We start from the raw sequence: 12295 nt of genomic DNA on the forward strand, positions 1-12295 counted from the left end.
CCGCAGATAAAGGGAAATTTCAGTCTGCGTCTGCTCTGTGTCCGTCTGTGTCAAGGCCGCCGGAAAACACGCGGCTTGGGCGGATATCAGCCTCGGTGATGGTCGATAAGGCGCGGGCATCAACCGGGCCGTCTGCGGAAAACAGCCGGTTCGCCTGTCGCAACCGCGCCCGGTCCAACGCATTGCGGATCGAGCGGGCATTGGCAAAATGCGGCTGCTCGCGGCGCAGACGGATATATTCCTCCATCGCCTGCCGCCCGCCTTCGTCAAACGCATAGCCCTGACCTTCCAGCATCGAGGCCGAAATACGGCCCAGCTCCTCATCGGTATAATCCGGAAATTCGATGTGATGGGCGATGCGCGAGCGAAACCCCGGATTGGCAGCGAAAAAGCGATCCATACGATCAGCGTAACCGGCCATGATGACGACCAGATCGTCGCGGTTGTTTTCCATCACCTGCAAAAGGATCTCGATCGCCTCCTGCCCGTAATCGCGCTCATTATCCGGCTTATAAAGGTAATAGGCTTCGTCGATGAACAGGACGCCGCCCATGGCCTTTTTCAGGACTTCCTTGGTTTTGGGTGCGGTGTGACCGATATATTGTCCGACCAGATCATCGCGGGTCACGCTGACCAGATGGCCCTTGCGCACATAGCCCAGCCGATGCAGCAGCCCCGCCATTTTCAGGGCCACGGTTGTCTTGCCGGTGCCGGGATTGCCGGTAAAGCTCATGTGCAGGGTCGGGGTCTCATGTGCAAGCCCCAGCTCGCGCCGTGCCCGGTCTACCAGCAACAGCGCCGCGGTTTCACGAATGCGCTGCTTGACCGGCGCAAGCCCGATCAGCTCCCGCTCCAGCTCATCCAGAATCTCGCGCACGCCAGAGGTTTCATATTCGGCCTTCAGATCGACCGTGGCGAGCGTGTCGCCTGCATCCCCATCCATCTTTCAGCTCTTCTTTCGTGGAAAAATATCCTCGGGGGTCCGGGGGCAGACAGCCCCCGGGCCAACAGTGCGGTCAACGGCCGACCAGCTCATGGGTATAGCGGATGTGACGACCGTCGGCTTCGGTCCGCCAGGTGCGCAAGCTCGGCTCGCTTGCCGGGCGGTTGACGATAAAGGACATCATCACCGTCTCCCAACCGCGCGTGCTGTCAAATGCGTTGATGCGGATATAGCTGTCACCATGGGCTTTGCGGCATTCGTCCAGCTCCATCATCACGCCTTTGGCGTCCTTCAGGTCGAACATCGGGTTGCCCCACATTTCCCAATAGGTATTGCGGGGGTGAGGTTCGTCGGTGAATTCGATCCCGACGGCCCATTCGCGGGACAGGATATATTCGACCTGGGCCCTGATCTGTTCGTCGGTCAGATCGGGCAGGAACGAAAAGCAACCCTGAGTGATACGCATCGGATGTCTCCCTTAGCTGACGGACGGGGTCGGAACAAAGTCCGAGCTGTCGGTTGGGGTATAGTCGAAGGTGATGTTGCCCCAGGTATCCAGGGCGGCCTCCAGCGGTTTGCACCATTTGGCGGCACGGCGCAGGACCTCGGGCCCCTCGCTTTTCAGGTCCACGCCTTCGTTGCGGGCCAGCACCATGGCCTCCAGCGCCACGCGATTTGCCGTTGCGCCGGCCTGGATGCCCATCGGGTGACCGATGGTGCCGCCGCCGAATTGCAGGACGACATCATCGCCGAACAGATCCAGCAACTGGTGCATCTGTCCGGCATGTATCCCGCCCGAGGCGACCGGCATGACCTTCTTGAGGTTGCCCCAGTCCTGTTCGAAATAGATCCCGCGGGCGAGGTCGACCTCGTTATAAAGTTCGCGGCAGACGTTGTAATAGCCCTGCACGGTCAGGGGATCGCCCTCAAGCTTGCCGACGGCGGTACCGGCGTGCAGGTGGTCGACACCGGCCATGCGCAGCCATTTGGCAATGACGCGGAAGCTGATGCCGTGGTTTTTCTGCCGCGTATAGGTGCCGTGGCCGGCGCGGTGCATGTGCAGCAGCATGTCATTCTGCCGGCACCAGTTCGAGATCGACTGAATGGCCGTCCAGCCGACGATCAGATCGACCATGACGATGACCGAGCCAAGCTCTTTGGCCAGTTCGGCGCGGCGGTACATCTCTTCCATCGTGCCGGCGGTGATGTTGAGGTAATGCCCCTTGACCTCGCCGGTGGCGGCCGATGCCTTGTTCACCGCCTCCATGCAGTAAAGAAAGCGGTCGCGCCAATGCATGAAGGGCTGCGAGTTGATGTTCTCGTCATCCTTCATGAAGTCCAGCCCGCCCTTGAGACCCTCATAGACCACGCGGCCATAGTTCTTGCCCGAAAGCCCCAGCTTGGGTTTGGTGGTCGCGCCAAGGAGGGGGCGGCCAAATTTGTCCAGCCGCTCACGCTCGACCACGATGCCGGTGGGCGGGCCGGCAAAGGTTTTCATATAGGCCACTGGAAAGCGCATATCCTCCAGTCGCGCGGCCTTCAGCGGTTTGAAGCTGAACACATTGCCGATGATCGAGGCGGTCACGTTGGCGATCGACCCTTCCTCGAACAGGATCAGGTCATAGGCGACATAGCAGAAATACTGGCCCGGAGTGCCCGGCACCGGCTCGACCTTATAGGCCTTGGCGCGATACTGGTCGCAGGCGGTCAGCCGGTCGGTCCAGACCACGGTCCAGGTTGCGGTCGAGCTTTCGCCGGCCACGGCTGCTGCCGCCTCGATCGGGTCGACCCCTTCCTGCGGAGTGATGCGAAACAGCGCCAGCACATCGGTATCCTTGGGCTGGTAGTCGCCGTCCCAATAGCCCATCTGGGCATATTTCAGCACGCCTGCGGCGTAACGCTTTTTCTTGTCGGTGATTTCGGTCTTGGTCATTTCGTTCATGGGAACTCCTCCTTTCAGGCGGCGCGTGCGCCGGTGATGGCCGGGTCCAGCGCCCCCGACGCGTAGCGTCTGGCCATCTCGTCCATCGGGATGACCCTGATCCTGCCGGCATGACCTGCGGTGCCAAATCGCTCGAACCGGTCGCGGCACAGCGCAGTCAGCTCTTTCATTGCCGGGATCATGAACTTGCGTGGATCGAATTCCTGCGGTGCCTCGCGGGCGATCTTGCGGAAATGACCCGTCATCGCCATGCGGCAATCGGTGTCGATATTCACCTTGCGCACGCCGTGGCGGATGCCCCGTTCGATCTCTTCGACCGGGACGCCGTAGGTCTGGGGCATCTCGCCACCGGCCTCGTTGATGAGGTCCTGCAGATATTGCGGCACCGAGCTTGAGCCATGCATCACCAGATGCGTGCCGGGCAGGCGTTCATGGATCGCCTCGATCACATGCATGGCAAGGATGTCGCCATCAGGTTTGCGGCTGAATTTATAGGCTCCGTGGCTGGTGCCGCAGGCGATGGCCAGTGCATCGCAGCGGGTGCGGGTCACGAAATCCACCGCCTGATCGGGATCGGTCAGAAGCTGGCTGTGATCCAGCTTACCCTCTGCGCCCGAGCCGTCCTCGGCCGCGGCCTCGCCGGTTTCAAGCGAGCCCAGGACACCCAGCTCCCCCTCGACCGAGGCGCCGACGGCATGGGCGGCTTCGGCGACTTTTGCCGTCACCGCGACGTTATAGTCGTAATCGGCGGGGGTCTTCATGTCCTCTTTAAGCGAGCCGTCCATCATCACGCTGGTAAAGCCGTGACGGATCGCCGACATGCAGGTGGCAAGGTTATTGCCGTGATCCTGATGCAGGCAGATCGGAATGGTCGGGTTCATCTCGGCCAGGGCCTCGACCATGCGGCGCAGCATGATGTCGCCGGCATATGAGCGGGCGCCCCGGCTGGCTTGCAGGATCACCGGCGCATCGACCTCGGCCGCGGCTTTGACGATGGCCAGGCCCTGTTCCATGTTGTTGATGTTAAAGGCAGGCACGCCGTAGCCATGTTCGGCGGCATGGTCCAGAAGCTGTCGCAGCGTGATGAGAGCCATCACTTTCCTCCCTGGATAAGCTGGTTGGCAAGATCGGCGGCACGTTCGGCGGTGATGCCGAAATGCCGGTAAAGAGCGGGGGCAGGGGCCGAGGCGCCAAAGCCTGTCATGCCGACAAACCCGTCGCCGGGGCGCAGGATCAGCCCGTCCCAGCCCTGACGGATCTGGGCCTCGATGCCGATGCGCGGGGCGCGGCCAAGGACCGCTTCGCGTTCGGCGTCGGGACGGGCGGCGAAAAGTTCGAAACACGGGGCCGAGACTACGGCGGCGCGGACCCCCTGCACGGCCAGCAGATCGGCGGCCCCAAGCGCAATCTCGATCTCGGACCCGGTGGCGATCAGCGTCACATCGCGCGCGCCGGTCGTTTCGCGCAGGACATAGGCACCCTGGCGGGTCAGGTTCTCATCCCCGGGTTCCAGCCGGACGGCGGGCAGGTTCTGGCGCGACAGGCACAGGACCGAAGGGGTCGAAGGCGAGGTCAGCGCGATTTCCCACGCTTCGGCGGTTTCGACCGCATCGGCGGGGCGGAACACCATCAGGTTCGGGATCGCCCGTAGCGCCGCGACATGTTCGACCGGCTGATGGGTCGGGCCGTCTTCGCCCAGCCCGATCGAGTCATGGGTCATCACATGGACGACCGGCACCCCCATCAGCGCCCCCAGCCGGATCGCCGGGCGGGAATAGTCGCTGAAGGCAAGGAAGGTGCCGCCATAGGGCAGGAACCCGCCATGCAGGGCGATGCCGTTCATGATTGCGGCCATGCCATGTTCGCGGATGCCGTAATGGATATAGCGGCCTTGCCGGTCTGTGGGCGTCACCGCCGCCATACCCTTGCTGCGCGTGTTGTTTGATCCGGTCAGATCGGCCGAGCCACCCACGGTGTTTTTCAGCGTCGCATTGACGACCTCCAGTGCCATTTCCGAGGCTTTGCGGGTCGCGACCTTTGGCCGGTCGGCGGCCAGTTTTGCGCTATGGCTGCGGATGGCATCGCGCAGCGCCACCGCGTCGGGCGCGGCCAGCATGGCGTTGAAACGGGCCTTGTCGGGGGACGCGTTCAGCCGTTCCAGCCACGCCGACCGCGCCTCGGCCCCTCGCGCCGAGACAGAGCGCCAGGAGGTCAGGATATCCTGTGGGATCTCAAATGGCGGGTGCGGCCAGCCCAGATTGACACGGGCGGCGGCGATTTCCTCGGCGCCAAGCGGCGCGCCATGCACGTCATGGCTGCCCTGTTTGTTCGGTGCGCCAAAGCCGATCACCGTCTTGCAGGCGATAAGCGAGGGGCGGGCATCCTCGCGTGCCTTGCCGATCGCCTCGGCCACCGCCTCGCGGTCGTGGCCGTCAACGGCCTGGACATGCCAGCCCGAGGCCGCAAAGCGTGCTGTCTGATCGGTCGAGGTCGACAGATCGGTATCGCCGTCGATGGTGATGCCGTTGTCGTCCCACAGCACAATCAGCCGGCCCAGTTGCTGATGACCGGCAAAGTCGATGGCCTCGTGGCTGATGCCCTCCATCAGGCAGCCATCGCCGCAGATCACATAGGTCCAGTGATCGACCAGATCATTGCCAAAGCGCGCGTTCATCATCCGCTCGGCCAGCGCCATGCCGGCAGCGGTCGAGATACCCTGCCCAAGCGGGCCGGTCGTGGTCTCGATCCCTTTTGCATGGCCGTATTCGGGGTGGCCCGCAGTACGTGCGCCAAGCTGGCGAAAGGCGCGCAGCTGGTCCATGCCCATGTCGTCATAGCCAAGCAGGTGGCTGATCGCATAGACCAGCATCGAGCCATGGCCCGCCGACATCACGAAACGGTCGCGGTCGGGCCATTTGTCATCCGCAGGGTCTACCCTGATAAAGCGGTTGAACAGCACCGTTGCGACATCCGCCATACCCATGGGGGCGCCGGGATGGCCGGATTTGGCCGCCTCGACAGCATCCATGGCAAGTACGCGAATGGCATTCGCCATCTGCGTTTCCATGCTGGTGTCGATCCTTGCCATCTGGTTCATTGCCTGGACCCTCCCTTCAGGCGCGTTTGGATTCACTGACCAGACGCAGGATCATCGGCGTCAGGATCAGCTGCATGGCGAGGTCGAGCTTCGGCCCCGGAATGACGATGGAATTCGCCCGGCTCATCCATGAGCCCTGGATCATCGAGGTCAGATAGGGGAAGTCGATGCCGCGCGGGTTCTTGAAGCGGATGACGACAAGGCTTTCGTCGGCCGTCGGGATCCAGCGGGCGATGAACGGGTTCGAGGTATCGACCACCGGCACGCGCTGGAAGTTGATGTCGGTTTCGGTGAACTGCGGGCAGATGACATGCACATAGGCATGCATCCGGCGCAGGATCACATCGGTGACGGCTTCGGTCGAGTAGCCCCGGCTTGCCTTGTCGCGGTGGATCTTCTGGATCCATTCCAGGTTGATGACCGGCACGACACCGATTTTCAGATCCGCGTATCCCGCGATGTCGATATCGCCGCTGCGCACCGCGCCATGCAGCCCTTCGTAGAACAGCAGGTCCGATTGCGGCGAGAAATCCTCCCATGCGGTGAAATGGCCGGGGGGTACGCCGTAACGTTCGGCCTCGGCTTCGTCATGGACGTAATGGCGGGTCTGGCCGGTGCCCGTCTCGCCATATTGACGAAAGACCTGTTCCAGCCGCTTCAGCTCATTGGCCTCCAGGCTGAAATGACTGAAGGTGTGGTCGCCCGTCTCGGTCCGCCGTGCCAGCTCGGCTTTCATCGCCGCGCGGTCATAGCGGTGGAACGCATCACCCTCGATGCTGACGGCCGAGATTTTTTCGCGGCGAAAGATCTGGTCAAAGGTGTTTTTGATGGTGGTGGTGCCAGCCCCGGATGAGCCGGTGACAGAGATGATCGGGTGTTTCTTGCTCATATTCGTTCCCCGGAGTGCAGGTCAGGCCCTGAACAGGCCGCGTTGGCCAAAGAGAGCCGAGACCTCGGCTTCCGGCAGGTCGTGATAGACGGCGATGCGCGTGACCTTGTCGGTCGAGCCAAAGATAAAGGGCGTGCGCTGGTGCAGCGCCTTGATGCGCTGGTCGAGGATCGGGGCAAGCCCATCCGTCGCCCCTCCGCCAGCCTGTTCGATCAGGAAGGCGATGGGGGCGCATTCGTAAAGCAGGCGCAGCCGGCCGCGCTCATACCCTTTGCGGGTGTCCGAGGGATAAAGAAACACCCCGCCGCGGATCAGGATGCGGTGGGTTTCAGCCACCAAAGAGGCGATCCAGCGCATGTTGAAATTCTGCTCACGCGGGCCATCGCGGCCAGCAAGGCAATCGTCGATATAGGCGCGGATCGGCTGTGGCCAGTGCCGGTAGTTCGAGGCGTTGATCGCGAATTCAAAGGCGCAATCGGGCAATTCCTGCCGCGCCTCGGCCAGCAGAAAGCGACCGCTGTCAGGATCAAGCACGTATTGCTGAACCCCTTCGCCAAAGCTGACCATCATCGCGCAGCGCGGGCCATAAATGATGTAACCTGCGCCGATCTGTTCGCGGGCCGGGCGCAGAAAGCTGGCCTCGCCCGTCTCAGCGGCGGGGTAGATCGAAAAGATCGTGCCGATCGAGACATTGGTGTCGATATTGGACGATCCGTCCAGCGGATCAATCGCCACGGCAAGGCTGCCCTGAGGGTCCAGCGCCACGGTCTCTTCCTGCTCTTCCGAGGCAAGCCAGCGCACTCCGGCACTGGCCAGAGCCTCGCGGAACAGATCATCTGCGATGACATCCAGCGCCTTTTGCCGGTCGCCGTCTGAGTTGGTCCCGACCGCTGCGGCCAGATCGCCACCGCGGCGAATGATGGCGGCAAGCTGTGCCCCGGCACCGGCAATGGCTTGCATGGCCTGCTGCAGGTGCCGGGGAATCCGGTCGGTCTGAATGGTTTCGGCGGTCATCGGCTCCTCCCTCTGGAACGCGTCCCGCCTTCTTGTTGACACGGTCAGATTTTAAGGAACATTTAAAAATGTAGAAATCCAATTCGGAAAAAATGAATGGCACGTGTGGACGCGATCACCCTGCGGCAGCTGCGCGTATTGCGCGCGGTCATCGACAGCGGCTCTCTGACGGGTGCGGCGGGAAATCTGGGGCTAAGCCCACCCGCCGTTCACAGCCAGCTGCGGGCGCTTGAGGATCTGATGTCTGCGCCTTTGGTCATAAGAGGAGAGCACGGCGCCTTTCTTGCCACCGATGAGGGCAGGGCGGTTCTGGAGGCCGAGGCCCAGATCGCCGTGGCGCTGGAGACCTGTGCGCGGCGGGTCACGGCGCTGCAAAGCGGCCATACCGGCAATGTCTCTCTGGGGGTGGTTTCGACCGGAAAATACTTTGCCCCAAGGCTGGTCGCCGAACTGCGCCGGATCCTGCCCGATGTCGAGGTGACGCTGCGCATCGGTAACCGCGATGCGGTGATCCAGTGGCTGACCTCTCGGGCGCTGGATCTGGCGATCATGGGCCGTCCGCCGCGCAGTCCTGCGGTGGTGGCAGAACCGGTCGGCCCCCATCCTCATATCATCGTCGCACCCCCGGATCATCCGTTGGCCCATGCTGATCCCGCGTTGCCGCAGGACCTGCTGGCCGAGACTTATCTGGCGCGTGAACCCGGCTCTGGCACCCGTATCCTGATGACGCGGTTTCTGGATCGAATCGGCGACGGCACCCCCTGGCGCATGGTCGAGATGGGCACGAATGAGACGATCAAACAGGCGGTGATCGCTGGTTTGGGGATCGCGCTTATCTCGCAGCACACCGTGACCGAGGAATTGCGCTCGGGACGGTTGGTGGCGCTGAAGGCGGTGGGGCTGCCGATCCAGCGCAGCTGGTTCCTGTTGCGGCGCGAGGATATGGCGCTGTCGCCTGCCGGTCAGCGTGTCCATGACCATATTCTGGCGCTGAAGGGGGGCTTTCTGCCGACGGTCGTATCGTGACCATCGGGCACGCGTTGCACGAATGCACGCGGGTCCGCAGTCTGGGGCTTGGCAGGGCCCTGTGCCTTGTGGCAATGCGAAGGTGACGCCGGGTCGGGAGGACCGGGCGAAAGACGGGTGAATCACGTGCCGCAATCTGTTGCCGAGGAAAGCGAACGCTATATCGCGCGGGGCATTGCCCATGTGAAGATTCCGCCCCCCTCGCGCCCGCCGGTCACGGTGTCTTTCGTGTTGATGCCCCGCTTTACCATGCTGGCCTTTACCTCGGCCATCGAGCCTTTGCGCGCCGCGAACCAGATGACCGAAAAGGTGCTGTTCAAATGGCGCGTGCACAGCGAAAGCGGCGCGCCCATCGCCTGTTCCAACGGGGTGCCGGTCTTGCCCGATGCACCGCTTTCCGAGGCAGGCTCATCCGATTACGTCCTTGTCTGCGGTGGGGTCGAGCCTGACGCGGGCTGCAGTGCTGAACTGACTGACTGGCTGCGCAAGCAATGGCGGCACGGCGGCACAGTCGGGGGGCTGTGCACCGGCGCCTATGCCCTGGCGCGGGCGGGCATCCTGAACGGCCATCGTTTTACCCTGCATTGGGAAAATATCCCGAACTTCACCGAGAAATACCCCGATCTTTCGCCCGAGCGGCGCATCTTTTGCATCGACGACCGCATCGTCACATGTGCCGGGGGCGTCGCCTCGGCAGAGCTGGCGCTGAAGCTGATCGAAGATTACTACGGTGCCGAGCTAAGCCAGGCGGTGATGAACATGTGCCTGCTGGGCCAGATCCGCCGGGGCGAGGAAGAGCAGCTCAGTTCGCTGTCGGTCCGTCTGGGCACGCGCAACGACCACCTGATCCGCGCTGTCGCCTATATCGAGGCCCATGTCGAGGATGAGATCGACCTTGGCGAATGCGCGCGCCATCTTGGCATCTCGCGCCGTCAGCTTGAGCGGCTGTTCCAGCGCTATCTGGACACGACGCCGCTGCAATATCTCAACCGGGTGCGCTTGCAGCACGCCCGTTCGCTGCTGACCGAGACAAATCTTAGTGTCATGCAAGTGGCGGTGGCCTGCGGCTTTGGCTCATCTTCGTATTTCTCGAAGGTGTTCCGGACGCAATACGGCGTTTCGCCCTATAAATTCTCGCTGACGCGGAAACGCGCCGCAGATTGAAGGCAAGTTTCGGACAGCGCCCCTCTCTGAGCTATGATCCCCTGAGTCGCACAGATGAAGGGGCATGGTATGGACAAGGATATGGCGGGCAGCATCCGCATTGGCATCGGCGGCTGGACCTATGAACCCTGGCGCGGCAGTTTCTATCCCGAAAGCCTGCCTCAGCGGCGCGAGCTGGAGCATGCCAGCCGCTCTTTGACCTCGATCGAAATCAACGGGACCTATTACGGCTCGCAAAAACCTGACAGCTTTCGCAAATGGCATGACGAGACGCCGGAAGGTTTTGTCTTTTCCCTGAAGGCGCCGCGCTATGCGACCAACCGCAAGGTGCTGGCCGGGGCGGAAGAGACGATATCCCGCTTTTTCTCTAGCGGGGTGATGCTGCTTGGCGACAAACTGGGCCCGATCAACTGGCAATTCATGGCGACCAAGAAATTCGAGCCCGAGGATTTTGAGGCTTTCCTGAAGCTTTTGCCCAGCTCGATCGACGGCAGGACACTGCGGCATGTGGTCGAGGTCCGGCATGAAAGCTTTCGCACCCCCGAGTTTCCCGGCTTGCTGCGCAGATACGGCGTGGCGGCGGTGGTGGCAGCCGACGGGCCCTATCCGCAGATCGCCGATCCGACCGCGCCCTTTGTCTATGCCCGCATCATGGGCACGACCGAGGATCAGCCGCTGGGTTATGATCCGGCATTGCTGGACCTTTGGGCTGATCGGGTCCGAACCTGGGCCGCCGGCGGCCTGCCCGAGGGGCTGGACTATGTGGGGCCGAGTGCAGCCTTGGGCCCGCGCGACGTCTATCTATACGTCATCAGCGGTCACAAGGCGCGCAACCCGCAGGCGGCGATGGCGCTGATCCAACGCCTGAGCTAGGGGCCTTTGCTTGCAGGCATGATCGCACCAAACCTGACGGCAGATGGTCTGATGGCTGTCTGACGGGCATTGCATTTTTGACAGAAGTCCATCACGATTCACCTCATAGCTATGAGGTGAGTATGACGGGACGCCCGACGATCGAAGATGTAGCCAAAGCTGCCGGAGTCAGTGTCGCGACGGTGGATCGGGTGCTGAACGGTCGTGCAAAGGTGCGGGAGGAAACGGCCCGCAAAGTTTCGGAGGCGGCCGAGGCAGTCGGCTATCACGCAGCCCCGGCGATCCGGGCGCGGGCGCTGGCGCATATGCCCGAGCTGCATCTGGGCGTCGTCCTGCAAAAAGAGCGACATGCCTTTTATCAGGATTTTGCCGCCCGGATCGAAGAGGCGGCACGTCAGGACCCTCTGCATCGCTGGCGGCTGACGGTGCGCTTTTCCCCCGGTCAGTCACCCGCCGATTTTGCCGAAACCATCGCCGGGATGGCTGGCAAGGTGCAGGCCGTCGCCGCGACCGGCGTTGACCATCATGACGTAACCTCGGCCGTGACCATGCTGCGCGCACGGGGAATTCCGGTGTTTTCGCTGCTGTCCGATTTTGCGCCCGGTGTACGTGAGGCGTATCTGGGCACCAACAACCTTAAGACCGGGCGCACGGCTGCCTGGCTCATGCATCGCATCATGCGTCGTCCGGGAAAGCTGGCGCTGTTCATCGGCGGCCACCGGTTTCACGGCCATGACCTGCGCGAGACGGGTTTTCGCAGCTATTTTCGCGAATATGCGCCGGAGATCGCCTTTCTTGACACGATGATCAACCTTGAGACGCGGCAGCTGACTTATGAGACGACGCTGGACATCGCCGCCCGTCACCCTGATCTTGCTGGCATTTATTGCGCCGGCGGCGGGATGGAGGGTGCCATTGCCGCAATCCGCGAATTGGGTCTTGGCGGCAAGGTGGCGCTGATCGTGAACGAGCTGACCCCGGAATCGCGACAAGGGCTGATGCAGGGCGTGGTTTCAGTCGTGCTTGCGACACCGTTGCAGCCGTTGGCCCATGATCTGTTGGGTGCAGTCGCTCATGTGTTGGAACATGGCATGGCCGAAAATCCCGGCCAGCGCTTTGTCACCTCATTGGTTGTCACCCCGGAAAGTCTTTAGGCAAGATTATGATGGAAAAACATCATAAGCGCGCCATTTTCTATCATTCATGATGGAAAATCTTTCTCAAAAAGTTTGACCAGAATCGCTTTCTGAAGGAAACCTTTCATCACGGTTCGCAAGCAGAGGGAATGCGGGCTGTTCATGGATCGGAGGCCGGCGCCTGCCGGGCGGCCCGCGATTGCGCGGGCCA

Annotated in this window: 11 protein-coding genes; 4 read left to right on the forward strand and 7 right to left on the reverse strand. The window is 62.3% G+C overall.

Annotated elements, in window-relative coordinates:
- Window positions 1–19 precede the first annotated feature (19 nt).
- The 7 genes from cbbX to F8A10_RS19025 all read right to left on the reverse strand — a co-directional run bounded on the left by cbbX (window position 20) and on the right by F8A10_RS19025 (window position 7885).
- Entirely contained in the window at window positions 20–943 is a 924-nt protein-coding gene (gene cbbX / locus F8A10_RS18995; RefSeq protein WP_152368205.1) for a CbbX protein, read from the reverse strand.
- 73 nt (window positions 944–1016) lie between these two features.
- The gene (locus F8A10_RS19000) at window positions 1017–1409 is read right to left on the reverse strand and encodes a ribulose bisphosphate carboxylase small subunit (protein ID WP_152368206.1); all 393 of its coding nucleotides are present in this window, start codon (window positions 1407–1409) and stop codon (window positions 1017–1019) included.
- Between the two features lie 12 nt (window positions 1410–1421).
- The gene (locus F8A10_RS19005; protein ID WP_010395449.1) at window positions 1422–2885 is read right to left on the reverse strand and encodes a form I ribulose bisphosphate carboxylase large subunit; all 1464 of its coding nucleotides are present in this window, start codon (window positions 2883–2885) and stop codon (window positions 1422–1424) included.
- 14 nt (window positions 2886–2899) lie between these two features.
- Entirely contained in the window at window positions 2900–3979 is a 1080-nt protein-coding gene (gene fba / locus F8A10_RS19010; RefSeq protein ID WP_085502333.1) for a class II fructose-bisphosphate aldolase, read from the reverse strand.
- A complete protein-coding gene (gene tkt, locus F8A10_RS19015; RefSeq protein WP_152368207.1) occupies window positions 3979–5982 on the reverse strand; it encodes a transketolase in 2004 nt (667 codons plus the stop codon). The genes fba and tkt overlap by 1 nt, the downstream gene beginning before the upstream one ends.
- A 16-nt stretch (window positions 5983–5998) precedes the next feature.
- Window positions 5999–6871, reverse strand: a complete 873-nt coding sequence (locus tag F8A10_RS19020) for a phosphoribulokinase (protein ID WP_010395443.1) — start codon at window positions 6869–6871, stop codon at window positions 5999–6001.
- A gap of 21 nt (window positions 6872–6892) precedes the next feature.
- Window positions 6893–7885 (reverse strand): class 1 fructose-bisphosphatase, encoded by a 993-nt coding sequence (locus F8A10_RS19025; protein ID WP_152368208.1) that lies wholly within the window; start codon window positions 7883–7885, stop codon window positions 6893–6895.
- A 96-nt stretch (window positions 7886–7981) separates the two neighbouring features.
- Between F8A10_RS19025 and cbbR the strand changes: the two genes are divergently transcribed.
- From cbbR to F8A10_RS19045, 4 genes are all read left to right on the forward strand, one after another.
- Window positions 7982–8911 carry a LysR family regulator CbbR gene (cbbR, locus tag F8A10_RS19030; protein WP_085502336.1) on the forward strand — a complete coding sequence of 310 codons (930 nt, stop codon included), beginning with the start codon at window positions 7982–7984 and terminating at the stop codon, window positions 8909–8911.
- 126 nt (window positions 8912–9037) lie between these two features.
- Window positions 9038–10075, forward strand: coding sequence for a GlxA family transcriptional regulator (locus F8A10_RS19035; RefSeq protein ID WP_227493548.1), 1038 nt, complete (start codon window positions 9038–9040; stop codon window positions 10073–10075).
- A 69-nt stretch (window positions 10076–10144) separates the two neighbouring features.
- Window positions 10145–10948: a DUF72 domain-containing protein gene (locus F8A10_RS19040; RefSeq protein ID WP_152368210.1), complete on the forward strand. Its 804-nt coding sequence runs from the start codon at window positions 10145–10147 to the stop codon at window positions 10946–10948.
- Between the two features lie 122 nt (window positions 10949–11070).
- Entirely contained in the window at window positions 11071–12102 is a 1032-nt protein-coding gene (locus tag F8A10_RS19045) for a LacI family DNA-binding transcriptional regulator (RefSeq protein ID WP_010395433.1), read from the forward strand.
- Window positions 12103–12295 lie beyond the last annotated feature (193 nt).

Source organism: Paracoccus kondratievae, from assembly GCF_009301415.1.
GTDB classification, from domain to species: Bacteria; Pseudomonadota; Alphaproteobacteria; order Rhodobacterales; family Rhodobacteraceae; genus Paracoccus; species Paracoccus kondratievae.